The organism is Lachnospiraceae bacterium JLR.KK008, from assembly GCA_037015955.1.
Lineage (GTDB): Bacteria > Bacillota > Clostridia > Lachnospirales > Lachnospiraceae > VSOB01.
This window is the reverse complement of the sequence record CP143548.1, coordinates 154,573-179,248: the sequence shown is the minus strand read 5'-3', so window position 1 is coordinate 179,248 and position 24,676 is coordinate 154,573. Positions and strand designations below refer to the sequence as shown.

Genomic DNA, 24,676 nt, shown 5'->3' with positions numbered 1-24,676 from the left:
CCTTTCCTGCTGTCAGATTTTTACTGTCTCTCCGCCACGATCATAAAATGCGGATACCAGAGTTTTCTCATTTCAAAAAACCTTGTTTTAAATCCGTGCTTCTGCAACAACTGCAACAATTCATAGGGATCGATGTCTCTGATCTTTTCTCCATTCAATATTCTGTCATGAAGACGATTGAGAAAATTCCCAAGTTTATGACAGGCATTAATATCCTTGATCACAATGAAATGATAGTTCTCCATGCTCTGCCGTATGATTTCTTCGGATATATCCTTATCTAAATGATGAAGCACATCACAGGCCCAGACTAACGTATTGGCATTTTTCACCGACTCCATCGTTTCCCTGATGTCATTGCAAAGGACAATCTTTCCATTCTTGATCAGCCGGCTCTTTTCGTATACAATGTCAACCGCATATGTTTTTTTTGCATACTGTGACAGCCATTTACTCCAGTACAAAGTTCCTGCTCCAACGTCGATGACCGTGTCAATCTCCTTTTTCTGATTCCATAACTCCTCTGTGATCACCCACTTGATCCTCTCTACAGGCAAAACCAGTTTTCTCCCGGTTTCTCTCAGCCTGCCAAGATTCCTCTCAAATCCCATCTATGTATCTCCTCCTTCTACGGCGAATCAATCTCCTCATATGTCAGATAATCGTAGTACATCTTTTTTTCCAGTTCACTGTCAGTTTCCTCTACGAGATGATAATGAATCTCATAATCTTTTAAGTTAAAATACAATCCGGTGAGACTGTTTTCTCTCAGCAAATAAATCTCTTTTCCTTCCAGCTCCCTGAATGTCTGCGTAATGGAATAAGAACTTCTTTCATAAAAAGATGCCAGCCTTAAAAACAACATATTGTTCAGGAAAAGAAGACAGGCCAATACAGCAAACCAGACTTTGATACCGCGTTGTTGATCACGTTGGCACAGTACCATCGCAAAGACGACCAGCAAATAAAAGTATGGCGAGTATCTGGCCCACCAGCTCTCGGAAATGACCAGCAGCAAAAGTACGATCAACAGTACATTCGCCCCCAGGCAGACAAGCAGCCATTTCTTCCTTTCCTTCCATGCTTTCCTGAAAAAGTATACCAGTAAAAGAACGGATATAATGAGAATACCGCTGAATAAAAATCCGAATCCTTCGATCCTTGTGTCGCAGCCATTTAATTGCAGATACTCCAGATAGGTCATCGTAAACGGAAGTTTCAACTCCGGCAGCGGCCTGCTCAGGTCGTAGCTGACATTTTCCATCTTGCTGAAAAGAGAATAAAACAGTTTAAATACATTTGATCTTCCCTCAAATCCCGCAGGCGCATTATAGATCATCATGGACATCGTATTTCCGTCACCCGCCAGTGGATATACAGGATTCCCATGTTCCAAAAAATTTTGAACATATGTCGGATAGCCGACAAAAAAGACTGTGACAACCGCTATCAGCCCATATCGAAGAAAGTGTTTTCTATGGGTATTCACCGAGTCGCTGTTAAAATGTTTATAGATTGAAAGTCCGTAAAATAAAACGCAGTATATGCCTCCATACAACAATCCCGTAAACTTGATATTTCCCAGAACAATCATAGCGGGAACTATGAGCAGCCATCCTTTTCTTCTCAGTTCCCGATCATCCTCAAGAGACATAAAGAGTCCCACAATCAGAATAAAGAGCATAATGCACAGATACCCGTCAATATAGTATGTAAATACCTGCGCTATGAGTATTGGATTAAACATTGTAAGAAAGGCGATGATTACATTGCCGCATGTTCTACCTGCAAATTTTATCTGTAGATAATGATATAAAATCCCGCAGCCGGCGATCGCCGATAAAATGTTGTATACCTTTCCGCATTCGATATTCCCGGTCAGAGAATAGATGCCGGATGCAAATATCCATGAGGCCTTTGCGTAGTGGTCAATCCAGATACCGCTTGTCGGTATCTGATCAGCGCCAAAGTATCTTGCCCCAAATATGTCTGCCGATTCCGCTATCGGATTCCAACCGTTTTTCAAAAGTCCCACTGCCATCTTGTGATAGGCGTTTCCATCGCAGTCATTGGAATAAACCGATCCTGCGATCATCATACACACGATGAGCAAGATGACAAATTCCAGAAGAATATAAACACTGTCATGCGAATCTGATTCTCTGTTCACCCTTTTCCACATCAGGAAAGCCAAAACAACCGACAGTATAAAAGATAATCTGTTGACCGTTACATGAAAGAACAGTAGCCCGGAGACGAAGACAAGATTACATAAAAATAAATATAAAATCAGCTGCGATATTTGATAGGTGTGCTCACTGATCTTTGACCTCATATGCCATTCCCCTTTCCCATTTCAGCTTTTTCTGTAACTTCTCACACATTGTCTGAATCACACCGTAAACAACCCGCAGCAACTCCGCGATGACTGTTGTAATCAGGAGGTTTATGAGAAAACAGACCAGCCATTTGGGTGGCCACCATTCTATGTTGATATAATTTAAAACCGGATATAGCAGCGAACTGCCAACACCCTGTGCAAAAAAATACCAGATTGCATTTCTCCCGATGTGCACCAGCAAAGAAACCTGTTTTCGGTGATCCTTCTTCATAAACAATGCAATAAGAATCACGATGAAAGAAGCCAGCAGGTATGTAAGGTTTGGCGGGAACTTGTTATCCTGCATCGGACTGACCGGCATGTCTAAAATACGGGCACTCAGTATAATTCCGACAACGATCAGGCACATTCCCGCTATTAATCCTTTCCGCGTAATTTTTGTTTCCAGTCTCTCATAAGCTACACCTGCCGACCAGAAAAAACTGTAAAAAAGAAGAGAGGCATCAATCACCAAAACAAATCGGCTGCCTAAGTTTTGCAATACGATCAATAAGAATAAGAAACCTGTATAACTGAGAAGCGCCCGGTCTTTATTCTCGGCCAGTCTGCCTGTCAGAAAAAGCAGGAACTGATTCAAGACAAGTACGATCATATAGTAAGGCATAAACCACATAGAGCCTGCCGCAACGGGAAAGGTTTGAAAAGTAACATTAAATATCACCGTAGATGCAAATTCCCGGATATTCGTAATACCCCCCCCGATTGGAATACATACACCGGCCCAAACGATAATAAAAAATACCCATTTCAGCCATATTCGTCCCAGCCCACGTATTGTCTGATAGATATTTCCCACATGATGACTTGATGCCCACCCGGAAAGAAAGAAGAAAAAGGGAACATCCAGCAACAATGTCAGCGATTGAAACCATAATGGCGTATAGTAGGACCCCGACCAGAATGCCGTATGAATCGCAACAATGCCGATGGCAGCAATTCCTCTGAGCTCGTCGATATAATTGTTTCTGTTACTTTTCTTAATTTTTACCATGTTGTCTCCTTAATAGATTGCATTCCTTCGCAGTTTTTGTCAGGTGCTTTTTCTATGTACCGCCAAAATAAATGATCGCCACAACTGCGGCTGTGTAAAAAACGCCAAGTCCGCACATCACCTTATCATGGATCATAACGTCAACCGGATTGCCTTCAGATTCTTTCTTTTCAATCTGCAGGCTGTATTTCATGATCATAATGATCACCAGCGGCACCGTCCAGATCATGCCTTTATGATCTGTCTGAATCGACCATAACGCATAAAAATTTACCGCCAGCGCAATACACAGATACATACATTTATCCAGAAAATCATAGGTATAACATTTCAAAACTGCCCTCGTGCTCCCGCTCTTTAACCGGGTAATCTCATTCCTCCTCTTTCCCAGACCCAAATAAAAGCTGCCTGTAAGCACTGTCAGGTACAACCATACGGAGACTTTTACTTCAATGATACAGGCCCCATAAAAGACCCGGATCATATATCCCATTGCCAGAATTACAATATCAAGTATCGCTACGTTTTTCCCCCCCCTACTGTAAAACAGGTTGAGCAGAAAATAAAACAGCAGCAACATACCGCTGATCAGCGGAACCTTTTGATTACTAAGCAAAATCATTTGTCCCAAAGCTGCCAGTGTAATCAGCATCACTGCCACAATCACCGCACGCCTCTCACTTATGGCTCCACTGGCGATCGGTCTGCTTCGTTTCGTTGGATGCTGACGGTCCCTTTCCACATCACTCAAATCATTCATGATATAGATCACGGAAGAGAGGAAACAGAATATGAAAAATCCATACACACTGATTGCCGACAGCTCTCTGTGAAATAAATTCCCCGAGAAAACAAGCGGGATAAAAATTATACTGTTTTTGATATAATGGCTGACACGCATTAATTTCAGATATTGTTTCATACCGCTCCTTATTATCATTCTATCCATGTTTCATACATCTCCTGAATCCCTTCATGCTGCGGATTCAGCGCATAGGCCGCCCGGATGTCTTCTCTGGCCTGATCGAGAAATACCCCCCCCAATCTCAGATAAACATCAGCCCGGTTGTACTTTACCCAAAAAGGATCAAACCCTTTCTCCAGCGCGCTCGTATAATACGAAACAGCCTTTTCCAGATAATTCTGCATATGGCAGGCAAATGCCAGCCAGTAAGTCATCTTCGCATCTAACCGATCCGGTGCGGACAGACTCTCCGCCCAGTCTACATACCCTGCATAATTTCCGCACTCAAATAATTTCTGTGCATCTTCCCAGAACCCTCCGGCAATACACAGATTGGCCGGCCGCATCGTCAGTCTGCATCTTGACCAGCAATAGGAATAATCCTGTTTTTCAACAGCCTCCCTGATTTTATGGAAATATTCGGAGTCCAGGATCTCCTCCATACTCTGCTGATACAGGTTTCCGCATATGTAATGACTCATACAGCAACAGGGCATGACATCACCATTATGCATCACATAAATTCCGTTCCACGGCAATGTGCACATTGACAGTGCATCGTTGACGCCAAAATAGCTCCATTCGTCATAGGCACGCTGCTTTCGTTTCGGTTCGATTTCCGACAAAAACTCCTGCTTTTCTTGTTCCAGTAACGGACTTACAGCCAGATCAGCCATATTAAACAGGCTGTTGACCGTGTAGTCATCGCTCAGATTCAGCACCCGTATGTCAATATAGTCTTCACAGAACTTCTTCAGTTTGACAGCCCGGTATACCGCTTCCCTCACCCTGTCGGTTGTCTCTACACAGGCATTGTTCGTAAAGAGTATCTGGCAGTTCACCCCGTCGCTCACCGCGCCTTTTACGAAAGGAATCATATCGTCCACGCTGTCGTCTGTCACGACCATCGAGATACAATTCAGTAAAAATCCCTCCTCATGATATGCCTGTAACGCCCTGTCATAATTTGCTTTCACACTCTTATAAGGATTGCTGCCGGAAGCCATCAGCTTTCCATATGCCTCTTCCGAACTGGCATCGAGGGAGAAATTGACACTGATTCTGTGGTCAATACACAGTCGCAGCCATTCTTCGTCGAACCGGCTGCCGTTCGTCACAATGCTGATGATTGCTCTGTCATTCCTGCTCCGCAAATATCTCAGATATTCTTTCATCCCCTCTATAACTGTAAGTTCACCGCCCAGCACTGAGATATAGTTTGATCTGCCATAAAAGTCCGCCAGCTTGTCATACAATATTTCATCCGAAATACGCGCATGGTGAAACGACGACTGGTAACAAAAATTATGGCGCATATTACAGGCCAGCCCCACACTGATTCCAAGATTATAATACAATTCCATTGTTTCCTCTCTTTCTTAAACAGCTCTCCCCGTGCGGGCAGTTCTGCTCTTTAACCGATCATCTTTTCATACATCTCCTGAATCCCTTTATGCTGCGGATTCAGCGCATAGGCCGCCCGAATGTCTTCTCTGGCTTCCTGCTCTTTCCCCATTCGCAGACAGGCATCCGCCCGGTTATACCTGACCCAGAACGCATCAAAGCCGGCTTTCAACGCCTTTGAATATAAAGTGACCGCCTGTTCCAGGTCCGTATTAGTCACATGCAGGCAATAGGCATGTTCATACATCTCTGCGCTTCCATAAAGACTCGTATCTTTAACCGCTTCATACAGTTGTAATGCTGCGCCATAATCGCCCGCGAGAAAGGCTTTCTTATAGGGGAATTCATAGGCGATACACGATCTGTCATCCGAGGTTTCCGGGTATGGATTATGATTGCATCTGGAATAGCAGTATTGATAATTGTTCTCATGTAATTGCTTCTGCAGGGTCCGGCGTTTGCTGCCGCTCATGATCTCATCCAGATTGTCGAAATACAGATTACCCAACGGATAACTCATCGTATTATTGCACGGATAGACCGACCCATCTGCCTGAATGCAAAACCCGTAAGTCGGCATTTCACAGCAGCCCTGATAGTCAAACCCATGACAATAGAGAAACATTTTCATAGTTGACAGCGATTTTCGTTTTTCTGCTTTTTCCAGAAAACTTGCCTTATCCTGCGCATGGATTCCCCTTCCGATCTCCCCGGATACCCGTTCTTTCACAAAATCCGGTATGCTGTAAGCCACTACCTGAATAAAGTCAGCACAGTAATATTGAATCAGCAATATTTTCTCTGCGATCTTTTCGTATTCCTCCGTGATCTCCATACTGTTGGAATTGGGAAACTGCAGCGTTACATTCAGACCATTTTCCAGTGCATAGCACATAAAGTCGTCGAGATCGTCCTTCGTGTCATCGTTGACGACCATACTGATACAGTTGATGAGCACGACATCCTCATGGCGTCTTTGCTGCTCAACCGCATATGCAAGATTTTTATAAATATGTTTCCGCAGTTTTTCCGGGTTCCCGGTCAGCATGATCTTTCGGAATGTGTCCGGCGAGATACCATTGACACTCATCTGCATACTGATTTTATTTTCGATCAGAAAGTCAACCCAGCTTTCATCAAGAAGTACCCCGTTTGTGATGATCTCGATCTCCATCTGTGGATTGTTTTTTCTCAGAAATAACAGGTATTCTCTGATTCCTGGAATTACGGTCGGTTCCCCCCCCAATATGCGTAATGCCCCAATCTGCGGATACAGAGGGAGCAGCTTTTCATACAAGATGTCATCCCTAAGCCGGCTCGTGGAAAATGCTGTCTGGAAACAGAACTTATGCCTTAGATTACACATCAACGACAGTGAAATCTGGCCGTAATATTTTCTGTTATTATCGCTCATAACGTCCTCCCTCTTGTGTTTCCTCTGTCTGCTCTGACAACCTCTGAAACAGTTCTCTTGCACCGGCATGATCCGGTGCGAGCTTACAAGCGTCGTGAATGTCGTTTCTGGCCGCTTCAATCCTTTCCATGCGGATATAGAGATCGCAGCGATTATATTTCACCCAAAACTCGTCAAACCCTTCTGTGAATGCCTGCGCATAGAGCCGCTCTGCTCTTATGTAATCGGTTCCGGTCACATGCAGACAATAGGCCATCTCATATTTCTGTCTGGCGTTGCAAAGCGGCGTGTCCCATATTTTTTCATATTCTTTCAGCGCGCCGGCGTAATTGCCTTCCGCAAAATACCGCTCATACAGAGGGTGAAACTTTACTTCTCTGTTTTTATAGCCGCTGTCAGGATTTTGATTGAGCGGACACCTGTCAAAGCAATACTGATAATCTCCGCAATGAATCTCCTGCCGGATCGTCCGCAGCCGCTCTCCTGTCAAAATCTCCTCCACTGTGTCATAATAGATATTCCCCAAAACATAATTGGGCAGATTATAGCAGGGGACAACCGTTCCGTCGAATCCTACCGACAGCCCTCTGTCAATAACCGGACAGCAGGAGGCACCCTCCGGCATATAATCAATATAAGTGACGGCAGGCCCGGAAGATTTCTTCTTCGCATGTGTCAGCAAAAATGTTTCTTTTTCCTCTCTCAGAACAGGATCTTTTCTCATCTCCCCGATCAGTGCATCCTGCGTCTCATAGTTCGGATTATGCCAGGGTGTGACGGTGATATAATCTTCACAAAAATACTTCAGCTTGATCGCCACTCTGTCCGCCTCCATAAACTGCGGCGACATCTCAATTTCCTTCTCCACATTGAAACGGATCATCGGATTCACTCCTGCAGCCAACGCCTTGATGATAAATGCCTCCACATCGGACGCGGTATCTTCCGTCACGACCATGCTCACCTCATTGACAACCGGCCTCTCAGAACGATTATGAATCTCAAGCAACGCGTGAAAGTGATCGTTGATTTTTCCAAAAATCTCTTTGGCATCGCCGGAGACAAGAATCTGATCATACGTCTCCTGCTTCACTGCATTCAGGCTGTAGTTGATGAGCAGGTGATACTTTTCTGTCAGCGCCAGCCAGTCCTCATCAAACGCCACTCCATTGGTCCCAATTACAATGTCAATATGCGGATAGTTCTCCTTGATCCACCGCACATATTCTTTCATCCCCGGGACGACCGTTACTTCCCCCCCACTATCGGTAAGAACCTTACACGGGGATAAAGTGGCTTCAGTCTCTCGTATAAAACCTCATCTGAAAGCCGCTGTCGGTCAAATGACTTCTGATAGCAGAATTTACAGCGGATATTACACATCTGCGAGACGAGAAGGAATAACACCATATCCGCCTCTTCTTTCTTTACACACTTTTGATAGAATCGCTTAAAGTTCATCCAGTCTCCTCTCCGGCTGTCTGTCCTGATCTATTCCATATGCAGCTCCCGCATATAAAATAAAACGCCCTCATGATTTTGATCGATCTGATGGGCTATGCGCAGATCGTCTTTTGCTTCTTCCGTTCGCTTCGCCGCGATCAGAGCCACCGCTCTGTTATATCTGACCCAGAACTCAGAGAACCCTTTTTCCAGCGCTTTGCTATACTGCTCCACCGCTTCCCACACATCTTCTTTCTGGACGGCAAAGGCATACAGATAATGCTCCTCCGCCAGGCAGTCATCCTGATGGACATGATCTGCCAGCGCCCTCTTTGCGCCTTTCATATCATTCTCATCGAGCATTTTTCTGACCGCAGCGATCAGTTCTCTCCGCTCCTGCTCCCATGCCAGCTCCTCCCGCAGCCTCTGTCCTTCTCTTTCCAGTGCCGCCAGCGTCTCCTCTGTAAACTCCGTTCTTGCCAATAACTGCCCTGTCTTTTGCGCATATGCAGCCGCATGTTTTTCCGCCGTTGTCATCGTTCCCTGTTCCAGATCAAACAACTCATAACCGGACTGTTCCAGAAACCGCAGCAGTGACAGAAGATCTCCGCCGATGTCATTGATCTCCATTCCATGTGTTTCGATCTGAAATGTCGGATGCCTGTCCTCGATAAGCTCTTTCATGCCCATAACTGCCACATACTCCGCGCCTTCAATGTCAATCTTAATATAATCCGGGCAGACCGCATTCCTTTTACAGTAATCGTCAATCGCCAGTGTGGACACCTGTACTTCCTTTGCTCCCTTCGCCTTTACACAGGAGTTGGCGGAAGAAGCGACTGCCATATAACCGTCCACCACATAAAATGGGGAAGAGCTGCCGGAACTGTCACAGATCAGATGATTGTTCCATTTCACAATCTGTTCGAAATGATTGGCTTCGAGCAAAGCATCCGTATACTTCCGCATTCCGGGATTGGCTTCAAATGAGTGCACCTTTCCCCGGCCCCGTCTGCACTGACCATACTGGCAAACATACTTGTCATCACGCCCCAGGCTACTCCTATGTCAAAGACCGTATCCCCCGGTTTCAGACATACCACCCCCCCCAGAAAGGCAAACGGCTCATAGTGAAATTTATCCTGGCAAGGTGAAACTGGTATCACCCCTTCTAAAAATGCGGGAACCTGTAATTGGATTCCGTTGATATTCGAATATCGATCTGATTGATTCATTCTCCTGTCCTCTCTCCTGTTATTTGATTGACGCACTGCAACAGATCCTCAAAGTCATAACCATAATCCTCTCTGCCTTTCAGAAGATAGCTGGTGCAGCCTGCGCGCGTTCCCGCCTCCACATCGGACATACTGTCCCCGATCATGAAGGACGCAGCTAAATCGATATGATACTCCTGCGCCGCCTGAAGCAGCAGGCCCGGTTCCGGCTTGCGGCAGGTACAAGGCCCTTTCAATTCCGCCCGCTCCCCCGGAAAGCCCCCGTGAGGATGGTGGGGACAATAGTAAAAGTCATCGAGATAGGCCCCCTGCTCTCCAAGCAGTGTTTCGATCTTGTACATCATTTTGTCGACATCTGCAAAGTCCGCTTCCCCTCTGGCTATGACCGGCTGATTGGAGACGATGAGTGCCAGATAACCGCTCTCGTTGATCCTCCGGATGGCTTTGGCGGCTCCGGCGCACAGTTCAATGTCTGCGGCGTCTCTGATAAACCCTTTGTATCTGTTGACTGTCCCGTCCCGATCGAGAAAAACGGCCGTTTGCCTTTGCGAGAGATTTCTCTTCGCCACAAGCCCGCTCGAAATATCTCTCTGCGCCTGCGCAAGCCGCTGCGGCGTTCCCATGTCTTTGACATATTCGGAAGAAGAATAGGCAAACAACTTTCCGCCCGGAATCAGGCGCTTTAAAACATCCCGGTCAAGATCTTTTTTCTCCGCCCGCTCAAAGAGCGAAAAAATCTCCGGCGACAGCACATGAATCCCTGCGTTGACGCGATTGTGGTACACATCGCGCCGCTCTTCTTTCGTCAGCCAGCGGGCTACCTTCCCTTTCCGGTCCGCCTCCACGATACCGCTGTCATACGGATGGTCGTTCGGATGGACGAAGATTGTCGCCGCCGCTTTCTTTTGCCTGTGATAGCGCAGCATTCTCCCAATATCTATATCAAAAATAATGTCCCCGTTGAGCAGGAGAAAGTCTTCCCTGATCTGCTCTTTCAGATAATACAGCGCACCCGCCGTCCCCAGCGGCGTCTTTTCCCTTATGTAACGGATAGACACGCCAAATTCGCTTCCGTCTCCGAAATGTTCTTCGATCACCTTGCCCAGATGTCCGACGACGAAAAACAATTCCTCATACCCTTGCCGTTTTACCGTATCGACCAGATGCTCCAGCACCGGTTTCCCACAGACCGGAATCATCGGCTTGGGAATATCATCCCGCAGAGAAGCGATCCGTGTCCCTTTCCCCCCTGCCATCACTACTATTTTCATACCATACTACCTCTGGCTTCCCGTTGATTTGATGTCAAAAAGGGCATCCTACTTTACCACCTCTGACTCCAGTACAAAATTCTCCGCCACATAATAGATGACGCGCGCGCCGTCCTCCTCAAATTGAAACGGAATGTAAAGCAGATCTTCAAGGGCCTGTCTCACTCTTTTTTGCCTGTCTTTCTCCACATAGAGAAGCAGGAATCCGCCGCCGCCGGCGCCGAGCAGCTTCCCACCCGTGGCTCCGGCCTTCATCGCCCGATCATACAGGATGTCCACCTGTCTTGTGGAGATCGCGGAAGCGATGCTGCTCTTTAACTTCCATGTGTAATCGAGCATCCGGCCAAATTCTTTCAGGTCCGACTTTCCGGATAACAAATCCTGAGCCTCATCGACAAGCCGGAGCATCTCCAGTAAAATACTTTTCTTATCATACAGGGCGCGTTTCGTCTCTTTCTGAATATCAGAAGAGAATCTGGAGAAACCGGTAAAGTACAGCATCAGATTTTCATTCAACTCCCTTTTGCGCTGCGGCGACATAATTATGGGATTGACACTGTAACCGCCCGCATTAAAATTGATACGGTTCAGCCCTCCGTAGGCCGCCGCGATCTGATCCTGAAGGCCTCCGGCCTCCCGGCAGAGTACCCGCTCCAGATAGATCGCCTGATCCGCCAGCTGCTTTTTGTCAATGTACTTGCCTTTCAGTGCATAGAATGCGTTCAGCATACCGACCGCAAAGGAACTGCTCGTCCCAAGGCCCGATCGGGCAGGCAGATCCGCCTCATAAGTCAGACGCAGTTCACACATATCCAGAAAGCGCATCGCCTCCCGGATCGCCGGATGTTCGATCTCGTCCACACTGTTGACCTTCTCGATCCTTGAATAAGACAGCTCCGTCTTATAATCAAAAAACCGAGGCAGATGTCTGACATTCACATAACAATATTTATCAAATGTCGTGGAGATCACAGCGCCCCCATATTCCCTGTAAAACTCTTCAAAATCCGTGCCCCCTCCGAAAAACGACATCCGAAAAGGTGTCTGCGTTATTACCATAGCAATCTTTTCTCTTCCTTTTTATCTGGTGTGCTTCGTCATCCCGTCGACAAAGTCAAATACTGCCGTTTCTGTACGCTGAACTGCTTCCAGCGCCGAAAGTTTGTCTATGTTCACCTCGTACAGCACGGTTTTTGCCTCCGGATTCACAGAGACAGTGCTGCCCACCCGTTCTTTCACATCCCCGATGCGCACAGTCCCTTCTCCGCACAGATTCAGGATCTCATGAGACAGATCTGACAACGCAAGCCGTAAGATCATGTCTCCCGCTGCATCGGTGGAGATAAACTGTAACCGGCTGTCCTCCGACAGCCATAACTGCGGCCCATGGAGCAGATCATATATGGCGTTTTTTTTCAGTCCGGGTCCGACAAATCCTCCCATACGGAAAATCAGCCAGTCTTTGGCAAAGTGCATGACACACTGCTCCGCCATATATTTGTGAAATCCATAGGTGCTTTGCCTCGATGGCGATAACGGCGCATCTTCCACTGTCCCGAACTGGTCTGAACAGTCTGGATAGACATCGCAGCTTGATAGCTGAATGTATTTATCGTAGGAAAACATCGTCAGGTAGCGGTGAACGGATGTCACCGACGCCTCAAATTCCCAGTCCGGATCTCTGTCTGCCATATATTTTTTGGAATTGCCATTGGCATTGATCAGAATATGGCACGGCTTTTTCGCAAGGGCTTCACAGTTTTCCCGTGTGACAACCGCATATGCCAATCCTTTTTTCTGGCAATTCCGTACAATACCGGAACCGACAAATCCATTACCGCCAATAATATAGATCATTCGTCTATCCTCTTTCCCTTTAAAGTCTGATCCGATCCCCTTTGGTATCATAGTTTTTCTCAAGCCACTGCGCTGTAAGCCGTAACCCTTCCTTTAAGGGGGTCGGACAGGACAGTCCCAGACTCTTCAGCTTTGCCACATCAAAAATCTTGATCATCTGTCCGTCTGGTTTGTCCGTATCCCATTCAATCTCTCCCTCGTAGCCCGTCATCTCCCTGATAATCTCCGCCAACTCTTTCATGGAAGTCGTCGTCCCGGAAGAGAGATTGACCGGACCGGTCTCATTGAAATTTTCTATGAACCAGGGAATCAGGGCCGCCACATCTCCCGCATAAACAAAATCGCGCACCGGCGCGCCTGTTCCCCACATTGTTACTTTCGGAATCTTGTCCCGCTTTGCCTCAAAATAGCGCCGGAGCATACCAGGAACGACATGTGACTCCTCATTGCGGAAATTATCAAAAGGCCCATACATATTTCCGGGAATGAGCACGACAGAGTTCAGCCCATATTGTGTCCGGTAACTGTGACTGGCCACGATCCCCATCTTTTTCGCCGAGGAATAGCCGGCGCTCTCCCTCTGAGGATAGCCCTGCCACATCTGCTCTTCACCAATCGGTGAGCTGGCGGTAGACGGATACGAGCAGCCACCCATCGGATAGATCATCTTTTTTACTCCATATCTGGCCGCCAGTTCAAAACAGTTCGCAGTCAGTATCGTATTGATAAAATAAAAGTCACCCGGGTACTTCCTGTTGGCCCCGATACCGCCGGAATATGCGGCCAGATGGATAAGAACTTCCGGCTGCAAATCCTCAAACATCTGTCTGGCCTGCGAAAAGTCCATCAGGTCATAATCCCTGGAACTGAGCCCCTTTACATTTTCCTTTCCGTATGTATCATGTAAGATCGGCATCAAATGACTGCCTAAAAATCCGGTGGAACCGGTTACAACAATTTTCATCTCTTTCTACGCCTCCCTGTTATCTTCGCCAACACACATTTACAGTCACTCGTCGGATCAATCTCATAAGCTCTGCGAATGTCCTGTGTTGCCAGCTCCGTCTCGCCCATCTCATCGTATAGCTGACTTCTGTTATATCTGACCCAGTACTCACTGAATCCGCCATGCAGCGCTGCTGCATAATACCGAAGCGCTTCCTCTGTCTCCCCAAGCTGATGAAGAGAAAATGCAAGTTCATAAGAAAGCTGCGCATCCCACCGCTCCGGATGAATGAGACGGCACATGCGCCGGACACTTTCATAATCCCCTGATGCAAGCGTGTCGGCCTTCTCTCTCTCAAACTGTGCCCTGATGTCACTGCGAAAATATTGTCGTAACTGATGTCCGATGATGTCGGTTTCTGCGCTTTCCCATCGGGGAACACTTTCCAAAAGCCGGTGAACCATGCGGATATTGTCCTGCGCCCGTTCCCGCATGACTGCCCCCGCCTCTTTGACACGTTTCTCACATACAGACCGCTTCAACAGCCGTATGATCTGTTCTCCCGTCACGGTACCGAGATCCAGGCAATATTCTTCCAGACCACATTCACGCATGATGCTGCGCACTTTCTGGTCGTACATCAGCCCGATCACCGGAATCCGGTTTTTGATGGACATAACGACCGGATGAAGCCGCATGGCAATCATCACGTCACACTGCGAGATCAGCCGCGACGCAAAATACGGGCGCAGATACGCCGGCCAATAGCTGAATTGGACAGCCGGGTCCGGGGCAAGAAGCTCCTGAAGCCGCAGAGCCACGGTGCTGTCACTGCTCAGATGATCCACAGACTGTCCGTTATCAAAGGCAAGGAACAAGACCAGACATTTATGTTCCCCTGCGACCATCTGAATAGCCTCTGCCACTGCCTGCAAGGCGCTTTCATTGTCTGAAAGCCAGTTTCGCAGTGACACGCCGATCACAAACCGCTCTTTTCCTTTTTCCGCGCAGACACTGTCCAGATACGCCTGTTCCGCCTCACAGAATACCGCATTGCTGTCGTCCAGCCGGAATACGGGGTCGGCTGTGACCCGGATCTTTGGTATTTCCGAAAGCTCCGATACTTCCCCCCCCTTTCGCCTGAAGGCCGAGAGAATGGCCTTCGTTCCCTCGTCGCGGACCGTAATCTCTGAGAGAAGGGTCAGACTTACGCCGATATGCTCTCTGGCTTCCTCCGACAAAACTTCGCTGGCGCCGCAGCCGATTACCGCACACGGCGTTCCCCAGATGCGGGCCAGAAAAGGCAGGCCGAATGTAACTACACTGAAATACCTGTGATTTCCTTTCAACAACAGCTCCGCCGGATAATCAAGATAGCAGTTATACAGACCACCGCCGCCGATCAAAAGCAGATCGCTCTGGCTGACCGCCATATTCAGACAGGCGTGATCGTCCCACCTGCAGGCATGTATCCCTGCATCCGCATACAGCGCTTCCGTTTTCTGCGGATCGTCAGAGAAAACGACAATATACAGTGTTTCCTCTGACTGACACAGGTCGTCCAGCAGAGAACGCAGTACTGCGTCATCGCCCGTATTTTCAAATCCATAATAGCCAAATATACTGATATATTTCATTATCCGACACCTATATCCACTGCTCCAGCTTTGTCATCTGCTTCTCCCAGGACAGCTCCTGCCTTACCGCTCTGCGACAGTTCCGCATCATTTCCGCATACCGTTCTGTCCCGTATATTCTCTGCGCAGTCCGCAGCGCCTCACGGAAAGCGTCCTGACTCCAGTCCCGCATCAGAATCCCGCAGTCATAGTTTTTTATGATCTCACGGCACTGCGGATGCGGCGCGGCAATCGGGATGACCCCATCCATGATTGACTCAAAAAATTTATTTGGGGCAGCAAAATATTGATTTTCATTGACCGGATTCCACATGACAATGCTGAACGCATAGTATCTGCGAATTTCTCGCAGAGCCTCGTTGGCGATATAGCCCCTGTAGCGCACATTGGCATTCAGACAGAGCAGTTCCCTCCGCAGCTTTCCGCTCCCTTTTCCTGTCACATTGCCAAAAATATCAATTCTGTGCTGATTCAACTCTTTGTCCAGCAAATAATGCGCATTGGTATTTTCCTGATCGAGTGTGCCGGAATAGAGGATTTTTCCGTTTTTCTCTTCCATATGGACATGGCCTCTGCCCTGTGTCTGCCTGTCCGTACAGTTGAAAACTTCCACAGCAGGAATCTGCTGCAGGCCAAACTTTTTTATATCAAGCATCGCCCGGTTCGATTCGGGATAAATGAGCAGATCGACTTTCCCTGACAACAGCGAATTTAAGACACAATCGTCTCTTCCATAAGCGCTCGCCATCTCGATGTTATAATAGATCACCATTTGTGGCCGGTATTTCAGCTTGAACAGGACCGGCAGGGTAAACGAGCAGAAGAGAACCAGTATTTCCGGTTGTAACCGGTTGACCGTCCCGGCACATCTGCGTATATACTCGATCCGGCCCGCTTTCGTATAGCAGGGCGTCGCCGTCATAATCCTCTCGATGTCAAACTCCGGATACCTGTCGCGGACATAAGTTTTCTCCGGCTGATCGACTTCCAGCACCCGTGCCTCATATCCCTGCTTTTTTCCTTTCAGAAATTTCATAAACAGCGGAATCTGTATGGAGCCATATCCCAGACTCACATCCGAAATACCGATGATCAACTGATTCATACTGCTTTCCTTTCACTTATCTGCCGAACGAGCCTTCGCGCCGTATGTTTTTCGTTGTATTGCTTTGCCCTGACGATCGCCTCCTCTTTATAAAGGTCATAATGATCGACGATATTGCGAAGCAACTCTCCAACATCCTCTTCTCTCGAATATGTCAGCCCGAATGTCCCCAGCGGGAGCCCGCGGTCCGCCGCCTGACGATAAAAACCGATTGACGGGGAAACAAGAAAGATCGGCTCCTCATAAAAGGCGTTCCACATTTCAACCGTAATATAAGCCGCCTCCTGTGCCAGTGGAAGCATAATCGAGATCACCTGGTCCGTGCTGCAGTCGTCGCTCTGGATACCGCCGCACTCCATCCCATACTCATCAAAGACCGTGACCCTGGTCCGTGCATAATTCCCCTGACGGCCATATTCGCACATCTCATAAGAAAGAAACAGATACTGACAATCCTCCGGTACGACTGCCATACAGATTGCCCGGTTGTCGTAACTGGAAAATGCCAGCGTACCTTCCGATTCCGGCGAGGAAGCAGGGACGATACGCATACACTCCGCCGCCTCTGCCAGGCCTCCTCTTCCATACCGTATGTATTCCGCCTCGTTCATCCATGCCGACTGCAGGCACATCAGTTCCTGCATCTGCGAGCGCACCTGCTCCCGATATTCATAATTTGCTTCATCCAGATCAATCGCCATCCACGATGCCCCGGGCACGATCACCGGCATCTCACAGCAAACGCATTCGATATATGCCCCGGAACTTCTGGCATAATAGTTGTCTCTGTCATATAAGAGCAGCCCAATGTCTCCCTCTCTCACAAGTCTGCCATATGCGTCGGAGTCCAGCGCATCCATATGCAGTTTCACTGCCGCGCTGCAAAATAGCTGCATATGTTGTCTGCCATATACGAGGTCAAAATTGTTTTTCCTGTCCGAAAAGCTGAAATTCGACTGAAACTCGAACCTGACTTTTCCTTTTAACGCATAGTCTTTCCACAGATCGCGGACGATTCCGTCGAGAAACTGGTATCCCTTTTCTCTCCTTGCATCCCCAAGATAGACAATATTGACCGGCGCCTGCACTTGTTTCCTCTGTGGGACCTGCAGCGCCGGGTTGATCGGGATCGGCAGTGTGGAGAACTCTGTGATATTCAGTTCATTGTACTGGGCGCTCAGACGTTCCGTGTCCGTATAAAAGTAAGTCGCCGCCCGGCCGTCGACCAGAGAGACAAACCGGTAAAGGATCTTACGAAATGTTAAGACGTCTTTGTCTGTCACCCGGTACACCGGCTCTCTACCGGCAAACAGATTTCTCCGAAACACCATATGCCAGGAAGGCCCACAGGCTCTCTCGTGCTTTTTTATGAGCTCTGCTACCCCCATCAGCTCTGTCTCGGACAAGGTGGGAATAAAAACGATGTCGCCCGGCCCGGCCTGAAAATATCGCAGCACCTTTTTCGTAGACCTGCCAAAATCTTTTTTCCATCTGCCTCTTGAAACGCCGCCCCCTTTCAGACGAGACAGTGCTTTGTTCCAGGACTGACACAGCCCTTCCATCCTCTCTTTTCCAAGGCTCCCCGCAAGGCGGACGACGCGAAGCTGTGCAGCCAGATAAAACACCGCCAAAAAGGACCGGTAAAGAAAGAATAAGACTGCCGCCGGAATCCCGATCAGGATTGCAGGCAATAGCAAAGGAAGCAAAAGCAGCACATTCTTTTCAGAGGTCATTTCCATTATTTCTCCAAAATTCCCCTGTATGGCCATCTGTACTGTCTGCCCAAAAAGAGAATATTTTCCGATAACCGTCCTTGCCGCGGCCGCATCCCTGATACGGCAGGCAATGACTGCCATTTTGCCCGCCAGCTTATGAAAAATTCCTGCCCGCCTTCTCTTTTTACCCCAGATATTGTACGTATAGACCGGTAATACCTCACAGTCAAACGACCCGGTAAACTTCCTGTTCGTAGCCAGACAGATCTCATACCCTTCCTGGCGGGCAGCATGGAGGACATTCATCGCATATTCGAGATAGTGCCCTCCCTTTCCCTCTATTGACTGGTCGATCAAGATAAATTTTGACATATGAGCTCCTCTGAACCTTACACATTTGAATACGTATTGTTTTTGATAATCGTATATACTTTCATCAATTCCTCGATCCCGTCATCAAGAGAATACCTGGGTTTCCAGCCCGTCGCCTCCAGCCTTTCGTTTGACACGATATAGTCTCTCTTGTCCGGATCCTCACCGATGGGCGCCTCCATATAGACAAAGGACGGAATATGCTCCTGAATCTTTGCACACAATTCCAGTTTTGAGAGATTGGCCGATGAAAGGCCACAGTTATAAGGCTTTCCCTTCATCTCTTCAAAATGCTCCATCGCATGAAGGAAGGCGCCCGCCGCATCTCTGATATGGATATAGTTGCGCTTGAAATTACCTTCGAAGATCACGTTGGCACGGTCAAATACCGCCCGGTATACAAAATCATTGACAAGAAGGTCTGTCCTCATCCTCATAGAGGCGCCAAATACGGTGGCAAACCGGAATGTCAGAGAGTTTCCCGCCTCCAATACCGCCCGCTCCGCATTTACTTTTGTCGTCCCATACAGGGAAATCGGATTCAGCGGGGAGTCCTCCGTACAGAATTTATCCCCACTGCCCGTACCATATCCACTGTTCGTACAGGGATAGATCAGCCTTTGCTCCGGTTTGCGGATTCGGATCAGCATCTCCACGGCGTCCTGATTGATTGTCTGCGCCGCCGTCTCGTCAGCCTTGCAGAGCGGAAACCCTACCATGGCTGCGAGCGGAATGATATAATCGGCGCCTTCAATGACTTTTGTCATCAGCGCTTCATTTCGCACATCCCCTTTGATCACACGAAAATCAGGATTCATGCAGCAATCCAGCAATGTCACCTGCTTATAATAAAAATTGTCCACGACTGTGACCTGACACCCCTCCTCCAGAAGCATCGGCACAAGCACCGACCCGATATAACCTGCGCCTCCTGTTACAACTACTTTTGTTCCTTTTAACATATTGTCCTCCTTGTCTTTCCTTTTTTATAAGATCAGTTCTCAAAAAACTGTTTTTCCAGCATCGCACAGAGGCAATGATAGACCGCGAGATGGCATTCCTGTGTCCGGTCTGTCTCTCTGTAAGGAACCTTCAGACAGACATCCGCAATATCGGCAAGCTCTCCTCCCTCTGCTCCGGTCATTGCCAGCACGGCAATCTTTTTTTCCCTGGCCGTAATCGCTGCATTGACGACATTGGCCGAATTCCCTGACGTGCTGAGCGCCCAGAGAACATCTTTTTCCCTTCCATAGCCATAGATCTGCTGGGCAAATACATATTCGCAGTTGATGTCATTGTTATATGCGCTCATCAGGGAAGCCTGACTGACAAGTGACTGTGCCCGGATGGCGCTCTGCAGACAGCCGGCGATCGCAGCTCCGCGCTCTCCGTAGTGATCTGCAAAAGACTGTCTTTTCTCCGCAGGCAGCTCCCGCTGAAGTTTATACCCTTTCATCAGCTCTCCAACAATGTGTTCACAGTCTGCGGCGCTGCCGCCGTTCCCGCAGCAATAGATCACGCCGTCATTTACGACACACTTCCTCAGCATTACAAATGCCTGCCTGATCTGTTCTTTTATCACCTGCAGTCCGGGATAATCTGCCAATAGCCGTCCCAGTTCCGCCGCCGCTCCCACATTCATTCTTATCTCCCTGTTCTAATCACTCATAAACGCTTTGTATTCGTCAAGAATTTCTGCCGCCGGACCGATTTTGATCATGTTTCCATGCTCCAGCCACAGGACGTCATCGCAAAACTTTCTCAATGTCTCAATGTCGTGAGAGACGATCAGAACCGTGTGATCGCTCAGAATCAGCTCTTCCATCTTCTGATAACTCTTTTTCCGGAAATGTTCATCCCCCACGCTGAGCACTTCATCGACAAGCAAAATATCCGCATCCAGAATCGCAGTAATGGCAAACGACAGCTTACTGTACATCCCGCTCGAATAGGTCCGCACCGGTCTGTCGATAAACTTCCCCAGCTCTGAAAACTCGATGATCTGATCCAGATATTGTTCGATATATTTTTTACTGCATCCAAGCAGCATCCCTGACTTGAAAATATTCTCCCGTCCCGTATTCAGATTGTTAAAACCGACACCGATCGCCATCAGCGAGACACGGTTGCCTTTGGTGTCGATCATTCCCTCATCCGGATGAAAGATACCTGCCACCGAGCGCAACAGCGTTGTCTTACCGGCGCCGTTGCTGCCCACAATTCCCAGAATCTTACTTTTCTCTACATAAAAAGAGACATCGTTTACTGCCCGGAACGTCCCTGCCGCGTCTTTCTTTCCCTTCTTCTTCCGAAACAGCTGCATGACAGAGGTGTTATCAAACGTTCTATAATCAATGCTGATATGCCGCACATCGAGTGCGATGTCTTTCCCTTCCGCTCCCATCTCAAATTACCTTTATGTATCCGTTTTCATATTTGTATACCGTGTGCACCCCGATCATCGACAGCACAAGGCCGAAGACTCCCCAGCAAACAAGCGTGAGCACATTGGAAGCCGTATGATAGAGAAGCGCGTTCCGCATCGTATCGATAACTGCCGCCACCGGATTGGCCACCATCAGAAACCGGTTGAACGGCTCCGGTATCGTCTCGATGACATCATAAAAAATACCGGACAGAAAGCAGAGCATATTCAAAAGGATCGTCACCACATAACTGAGATCATCCATATATACCCCGAAATGAATGAGCAGCATTCCGATCCCAAATGACAACAGAATCAGTACCAGCACCGCCGGTATGACAAGCAGCGTACACAGACCAAACTGCACACGGCTGAGCAGAAGCATCGGCACCAATACAATCATAGAAAACACCAGCTTGTACAGATTCAAAACCATTACCGACAAAAGCAACACGAACTTGGGGATATAAATATTGGCCACAACCCCTCTGTAGATGCGCACCAACTGTACACTGGCGTTCGTCACTCTGTTGAAATAATTCCATAGCAGAAGACTGGCAAACAAAAAACTCGTATAGTTTTCGATCGACGATCCAAACATTTTCCCAAAGATCAGCGCATAAATGAGCATATTCATAAACGGCTCCAGCAGCCACCACAGTCTGTTCAGATACGAGTTGGAAACTTCGGCATTCAGATCCGATTTTGCCGCATAGATGATATATTCCTTATATTTGACAATGTCTTTCCAAAACCGTTTCATCTCATACCAGGCGCCATGCCCGTAGCGGGTTTTCAGCTTGTCTTCTGCCGCCGCACACAGATAGAGCAAAAACCCTGCTGCCGCCGTGAGAGACAGAGCTGCCAGCAGTCTGTCCGGTATCCGGGAATGGGACAGGCCTGTGACTGTCTGTTCATAAGCCTCATTCATGACGATCCTGACGGCCGCATCATTGCTGACACTTTTGATGAAAAGCCCGCCGTCTCTGTATTCCACTCCCGGTGTCCGTTCCGTGTCAACATGTTGCCAGAGCTGGCTCCCCGAGATGGCCTTGAGTTTTAATCCCGGGACTTCCCCATAAAAACGGATGCTTTTGACAATGACGTCGCCCTCTCCCACATACAAGGCAATATGACCCTCATCCTCAGCACTCTGCTGCCCCTGAGAGAATGTCCCCTGGTCTGTGATCACATACGCCCTGACTGTGCAGGGCGGCAGCTTTGTCAGTGCCACTCCCAGAATCGCCGCCAGCCACAGGGCAGGCAATACATACTTACTTATCCTTACCGCTTTGAAAACTCTACTGTTCATAAACAAGGAAATCCTTTCGGTCACACAATATTCCCGTGATCCTCTCGCTTGCATGACCATCCCCATACGGATTGACCGCCTTTGCCATCGCAGCGTATGCTTTTTCATCCGTCAGCAGTTCGGCTGCGTTCGTATAGATGCTCTCTTCTTCCACACCGACGACTCTCACTGTTCCGGCTTCCACTGCCTCTGGTCTCTCCGTCTCGGTCCGCAGTACGAGCACCGGGACACCGCAGGCCGGAGCCTCCTCCTGCAGCCCGCCCGAATCCGTCATCACCAGATAACTTCTCGACATCAGGTTGTGCATGTCCTCCACATCCAGCGGCTCCGTCAGACAGACTCTTTCCGTATCACCCAATACGTCCCAGGCAACACTTCTCACCGCCGGATTCATATGGACCGGATAGACGACGGTCACGTCCGGAAACGTCTGCACAATCCGTTTTACGGCCCGGCAGATGTTCCGCAGAGGCTCCCCGAGATTTTCCCTTCTGTGAGCCGTCATAAGAAGACAACGTTTTCCCGACAGATCAAGCGCGGCGATGCTTCGGTCTTTAAACCGGTAATCTTCTCTCACCGTTGTCCGGAATGCATCCAGCACTGTGTTGCCAGTCACATGGACATCCGCAAAGACGCCTTCCAGCTTCAGATTTCTGCGATTGTTTTCTGTCGGTGCAAAATGAAGTGTGGCAATGCGCCCGGTCAGTTCCCGGTTCATCTCCTCGGGAAAGGGAGAATATTTACACCAGGTCCGAAGTCCCGCCTCCACATGCCCTACCGGTATCTGCTGATAAAATGCCGCCAGTGCCACTGCAAAGGAAGTCGTCGTGTCGCCATGAACGAGAACGATGTCCGGTTTTTCCTCTTTCAGTACCCCTTCTATTTTCTGCAGCACTTCCACGGTAATCCCCGTCAATGTCTGCGACGGGCGCATAATATCCAGATTGTACTTGACGCGGATGCCGAAAACATCAATGACCTGCTGCAGCATCTCCCGATGCTGGCCTGTCAGACAGACTACGCTCTCTAAATCCCCGCTTTTTTCCAGTTCCTTTACGAGTGGGCACATTTTGACCGCCTCCGGCCTTGTCCCAAAAACACTCATTACTTTTTTTCTCTTCATACCTGTATCTCGTCTATGTTGATCATCAGCTCCCTCGCTCTGTGCTCCCATGTGTTCCGGGACAGAAATGCCTCCCTCTGCGTCTCCGAATATTTGACCGGAAACCCTTCCCGGGACAGACTCCGCACAAGACCAACAAACTCCTCTGCACTTTGATAAAAATATACAAAATCTCTGAATCGCTCAATCTCCGGATAATAAATACTGATCACACATTTGCCAAACGCAATGTATTCATATAATTTTACCGGGTCGACTGCCAGCGTGATTTCATTGAGCTGAAACGGCATAATCAGACAATCGCAGTCTCTGATCCGGTCATAAAGAGCATCATGTGGCACACTGCCTTCATAGATCAGATTGTCGCTTTTGACAATTCTGTCCGCCGGGCCGATCAGCCGGTATGTTACGGACGAAAGTTCTCTGCCTGTCGATGTCAGAAGCGCGAAGTCAAACCAGGCTGAGACCGTCCCGATGTAGCCGATTGTATAATGTTCTCTGATCTCCGGTATTTTCAGCGGATAAACAGCCGCATCCGTACCGTTCCTGCTCAGTACGCATTTCGGCCCACCCGCAAGCCTGTCCATCTTTGTCTTCAGCGTCTCCGATGTCGCCAGAAGCAGATCGCACCGTTTTGCCAGAAAGGATTCCAGCCGTCTTACATTGCGCGCGTAGCTGGCATACCCGCACATCGCCTCATGATTGTCCATACAGTCATAGATCACTTTGCCCTGATAATCCTCCGGGATAAACCTGGCATATACCGGATGGTCGAAAAACAGATAATCAAATTTCCGAACATCCCGCAGCGTCAGCAGCCGGTTACCTGTCACAAACAGCCACTCTCCAAGCCGGTTTCTCTCCCGGAAAGGAGTGTGGAACAGTCTGCGAAATCTGATCTGCTCTGTGTCCGCAGCTTTTTTACCGGTCTCCGACAATACAAACGGGTAGACGACCGTTACTTCATAGCCATGAGACAACTGTTCCGCCAGTATATGGGGCCTTTGATAGATCCAGTGCCATGACACACACATGATATAGAGCATCTTTGGCTTCATAAC

Annotated in this window: 23 protein-coding genes; all 23 read right to left on the bottom strand. The window is 48.4% G+C overall.

All coding sequences use genetic code 11. The annotated features are described in order from the left end of the window. Positions 1-20: 20 nt before the first annotated feature. Positions 21-611 carry a methyltransferase domain-containing protein gene (locus tag V1224_00885; GenBank protein WWR16044.1) on the bottom strand — a complete coding sequence of 197 codons (591 nt, stop codon included), beginning with the start codon at positions 609-611 and terminating at the stop codon, positions 21-23. Positions 612-628: 17 nt separating this feature from the next. Continuing rightward, positions 629-2,170 (bottom strand): hypothetical protein, encoded by a 1,542-nt coding sequence (locus V1224_00880; GenBank protein WWR16043.1) that lies wholly within the window; start codon positions 2,168-2,170, stop codon positions 629-631. Between the two features lie 145 nt (positions 2,171-2,315). Next, on the bottom strand, positions 2,316-3,392 hold the full coding sequence (locus tag V1224_00875; protein ID WWR16042.1) for an acyltransferase: 1,077 nt from the start codon (positions 3,390-3,392) through the stop codon (positions 2,316-2,318). Between the two features lie 52 nt (positions 3,393-3,444). Next, positions 3,445-4,341, bottom strand: a complete 897-nt coding sequence (locus tag V1224_00870; GenBank protein ID WWR16041.1) for a UbiA prenyltransferase family protein — start codon at positions 4,339-4,341, stop codon at positions 3,445-3,447. Further along, a complete protein-coding gene (locus V1224_00865) occupies positions 4,329-5,720 on the bottom strand; it encodes a radical SAM/SPASM domain-containing protein (protein ID WWR16040.1) in 1,392 nt (463 codons plus the stop codon). The genes V1224_00870 and V1224_00865 overlap by 13 nt, the downstream gene beginning before the upstream one ends. Positions 5,721-5,770: 50 nt before the next feature. Further along, positions 5,771-7,174: a radical SAM protein gene (locus tag V1224_00860; protein ID WWR16039.1), complete on the bottom strand. Its 1,404-nt coding sequence runs from the start codon at positions 7,172-7,174 to the stop codon at positions 5,771-5,773. Beyond that, the gene (locus V1224_00855) at positions 7,164-8,408 is read right to left on the bottom strand and encodes an SPASM domain-containing protein (GenBank protein WWR16038.1); all 1,245 of its coding nucleotides are present in this window, start codon (positions 8,406-8,408) and stop codon (positions 7,164-7,166) included. Before V1224_00855 ends, V1224_00860 begins: the two co-directional genes overlap by 11 nt. A gap of 14 nt (positions 8,409-8,422) precedes the next feature. After that, positions 8,423-8,635, bottom strand: a complete 213-nt coding sequence (locus V1224_00850; protein ID WWR16037.1) for a hypothetical protein — start codon at positions 8,633-8,635, stop codon at positions 8,423-8,425. Between the two features lie 30 nt (positions 8,636-8,665). Then, positions 8,666-9,586 carry an FkbM family methyltransferase gene (locus tag V1224_00845; GenBank protein ID WWR16036.1) on the bottom strand — a complete coding sequence of 307 codons (921 nt, stop codon included), beginning with the start codon at positions 9,584-9,586 and terminating at the stop codon, positions 8,666-8,668. Next, on the bottom strand, positions 9,532-9,852 hold the full coding sequence (locus V1224_00840; protein WWR16035.1) for a hypothetical protein: 321 nt from the start codon (positions 9,850-9,852) through the stop codon (positions 9,532-9,534). The genes V1224_00845 and V1224_00840 overlap by 55 nt, the downstream gene beginning before the upstream one ends. Then, positions 9,849-11,123, bottom strand: a complete 1,275-nt coding sequence (locus V1224_00835) for an HAD-IIIA family hydrolase (protein WWR16034.1) — start codon at positions 11,121-11,123, stop codon at positions 9,849-9,851. The genes V1224_00840 and V1224_00835 overlap by 4 nt, the downstream gene beginning before the upstream one ends. 48 nt (positions 11,124-11,171) lie before the next feature. Continuing rightward, positions 11,172-12,182, bottom strand: coding sequence for a kinase (locus V1224_00830; GenBank protein WWR16033.1), 1,011 nt, complete (start codon positions 12,180-12,182; stop codon positions 11,172-11,174). Between the two features lie 21 nt (positions 12,183-12,203). Beyond that, the gene (locus V1224_00825; GenBank protein WWR16032.1) at positions 12,204-12,980 is read right to left on the bottom strand and encodes an NAD(P)-dependent oxidoreductase; all 777 of its coding nucleotides are present in this window, start codon (positions 12,978-12,980) and stop codon (positions 12,204-12,206) included. Between the two features lie 19 nt (positions 12,981-12,999). Then, a complete protein-coding gene (locus V1224_00820) occupies positions 13,000-13,944 on the bottom strand; it encodes an NAD-dependent epimerase/dehydratase family protein (GenBank protein ID WWR16031.1) in 945 nt (314 codons plus the stop codon). Continuing rightward, positions 13,941-15,563 carry a polysaccharide pyruvyl transferase family protein gene (locus V1224_00815; GenBank protein WWR16030.1) on the bottom strand — a complete coding sequence of 541 codons (1,623 nt, stop codon included), beginning with the start codon at positions 15,561-15,563 and terminating at the stop codon, positions 13,941-13,943. The genes V1224_00820 and V1224_00815 overlap by 4 nt, the downstream gene beginning before the upstream one ends. 10 nt (positions 15,564-15,573) lie before the next feature. Then, positions 15,574-16,668: a glycosyltransferase gene (locus V1224_00810; protein WWR16029.1), complete on the bottom strand. Its 1,095-nt coding sequence runs from the start codon at positions 16,666-16,668 to the stop codon at positions 15,574-15,576. Beyond that, on the bottom strand, positions 16,665-18,755 hold the full coding sequence (locus tag V1224_00805) for a hypothetical protein (protein ID WWR16028.1): 2,091 nt from the start codon (positions 18,753-18,755) through the stop codon (positions 16,665-16,667). The genes V1224_00810 and V1224_00805 overlap by 4 nt, the downstream gene beginning before the upstream one ends. A 17-nt stretch (positions 18,756-18,772) precedes the next feature. Further along, entirely contained in the window at positions 18,773-19,717 is a 945-nt protein-coding gene (locus V1224_00800) for an NAD(P)-dependent oxidoreductase (protein WWR16027.1), read from the bottom strand. 32 nt (positions 19,718-19,749) lie between these two features. Then, on the bottom strand, positions 19,750-20,397 hold the full coding sequence (locus V1224_00795) for an SIS domain-containing protein (GenBank protein ID WWR16026.1): 648 nt from the start codon (positions 20,395-20,397) through the stop codon (positions 19,750-19,752). Positions 20,398-20,412: 15 nt separating this feature from the next. Continuing rightward, positions 20,413-21,159, bottom strand: coding sequence for an ABC transporter ATP-binding protein (locus V1224_00790; GenBank protein WWR16025.1), 747 nt, complete (start codon positions 21,157-21,159; stop codon positions 20,413-20,415). A 1-nt stretch (position 21,160) separates the two neighbouring features. Further along, positions 21,161-22,492 carry an ABC transporter permease gene (locus V1224_00785; GenBank protein WWR16024.1) on the bottom strand — a complete coding sequence of 444 codons (1,332 nt, stop codon included), beginning with the start codon at positions 22,490-22,492 and terminating at the stop codon, positions 21,161-21,163. Continuing rightward, entirely contained in the window at positions 22,482-23,615 is a 1,134-nt protein-coding gene (gene wecB / locus V1224_00780) for a UDP-N-acetylglucosamine 2-epimerase (non-hydrolyzing) (protein ID WWR16023.1), read from the bottom strand. The genes V1224_00785 and wecB overlap by 11 nt, the downstream gene beginning before the upstream one ends. Then, complete coding sequence (locus V1224_00775; protein WWR16022.1) at positions 23,612-24,673, bottom strand: glycosyltransferase; 1,062 nt, start codon at positions 24,671-24,673, stop codon at positions 23,612-23,614. Before V1224_00775 ends, wecB begins: the two co-directional genes overlap by 4 nt. Positions 24,674-24,676: the final 3 nt, after the last annotated feature.

What these genes read in the sequence shown, in the direction of transcription:
- V1224_00835 (WWR16034.1), bottom strand. Translation starts at nt 11,123, where the DNA reads ATGAAAATAGTAGTGATGGCAGGGGGGAAAGGGACACGGATCGCTTCT.
- V1224_00855 (WWR16038.1), bottom strand. Translation starts at nt 8,408, where the DNA reads ATGAAAGAATATGTGCGGTGGATCAAGGAGAACTATCCGCATATTGAC.
- V1224_00865 (WWR16040.1), bottom strand. Translation starts at nt 5,720, where the DNA reads ATGGAATTGTATTATAATCTTGGAATCAGTGTGGGGCTGGCCTGTAAT.
- V1224_00785 (WWR16024.1), bottom strand. Translation starts at nt 22,492, where the DNA reads ATGAACAGTAGAGTTTTCAAAGCGGTAAGGATAAGTAAGTATGTATTG.
- V1224_00820 (WWR16031.1), bottom strand. Translation starts at nt 13,944, where the DNA reads ATGAAAATTGTTGTAACCGGTTCCACCGGATTTTTAGGCAGTCATTTG.
- V1224_00845 (WWR16036.1), bottom strand. Translation starts at nt 9,586, where the DNA reads ATGCGGAAGTATACGGATGCTTTGCTCGAAGCCAATCATTTCGAACAG.
- V1224_00850 (WWR16037.1), bottom strand. Translation starts at nt 8,635, where the DNA reads ATGAACTTTAAGCGATTCTATCAAAAGTGTGTAAAGAAAGAAGAGGCG.
- V1224_00840 (WWR16035.1), bottom strand. Translation starts at nt 9,852, where the DNA reads ATGAATCAATCAGATCGATATTCGAATATCAACGGAATCCAATTACAG.
- V1224_00825 (WWR16032.1), bottom strand. Translation starts at nt 12,980, where the DNA reads ATGATCTATATTATTGGCGGTAATGGATTTGTCGGTTCCGGTATTGTA.
- V1224_00800 (WWR16027.1), bottom strand. Translation starts at nt 19,717, where the DNA reads ATGTTAAAAGGAACAAAAGTAGTTGTAACAGGAGGCGCAGGTTATATC.
- wecB (WWR16023.1), bottom strand. Translation starts at nt 23,615, where the DNA reads ATGAAGAGAAAAAAAGTAATGAGTGTTTTTGGGACAAGGCCGGAGGCG.
- V1224_00795 (WWR16026.1), bottom strand. Translation starts at nt 20,397, where the DNA reads ATGAATGTGGGAGCGGCGGCGGAACTGGGACGGCTATTGGCAGATTAT.
- V1224_00830 (WWR16033.1), bottom strand. Translation starts at nt 12,182, where the DNA reads ATGGTAATAACGCAGACACCTTTTCGGATGTCGTTTTTCGGAGGGGGC.
- V1224_00875 (WWR16042.1), bottom strand. Translation starts at nt 3,392, where the DNA reads ATGGTAAAAATTAAGAAAAGTAACAGAAACAATTATATCGACGAGCTC.
- V1224_00815 (WWR16030.1), bottom strand. Translation starts at nt 15,563, where the DNA reads ATGAAATATATCAGTATATTTGGCTATTATGGATTTGAAAATACGGGC.
- V1224_00805 (WWR16028.1), bottom strand. Translation starts at nt 18,755, where the DNA reads ATGTCAAAATTTATCTTGATCGACCAGTCAATAGAGGGAAAGGGAGGG.
- V1224_00870 (WWR16041.1), bottom strand. Translation starts at nt 4,341, where the DNA reads ATGGATAGAATGATAATAAGGAGCGGTATGAAACAATATCTGAAATTA.
- V1224_00810 (WWR16029.1), bottom strand. Translation starts at nt 16,668, where the DNA reads ATGAATCAGTTGATCATCGGTATTTCGGATGTGAGTCTGGGATATGGC.
- V1224_00860 (WWR16039.1), bottom strand. Translation starts at nt 7,174, where the DNA reads ATGAGCGATAATAACAGAAAATATTACGGCCAGATTTCACTGTCGTTG.
- V1224_00775 (WWR16022.1), bottom strand. Translation starts at nt 24,673, where the DNA reads ATGAAGCCAAAGATGCTCTATATCATGTGTGTGTCATGGCACTGGATC.
- V1224_00885 (WWR16044.1), bottom strand. Translation starts at nt 611, where the DNA reads ATGGGATTTGAGAGGAATCTTGGCAGGCTGAGAGAAACCGGGAGAAAA.
- V1224_00790 (WWR16025.1), bottom strand. Translation starts at nt 21,159, where the DNA reads ATGGGAGCGGAAGGGAAAGACATCGCACTCGATGTGCGGCATATCAGC.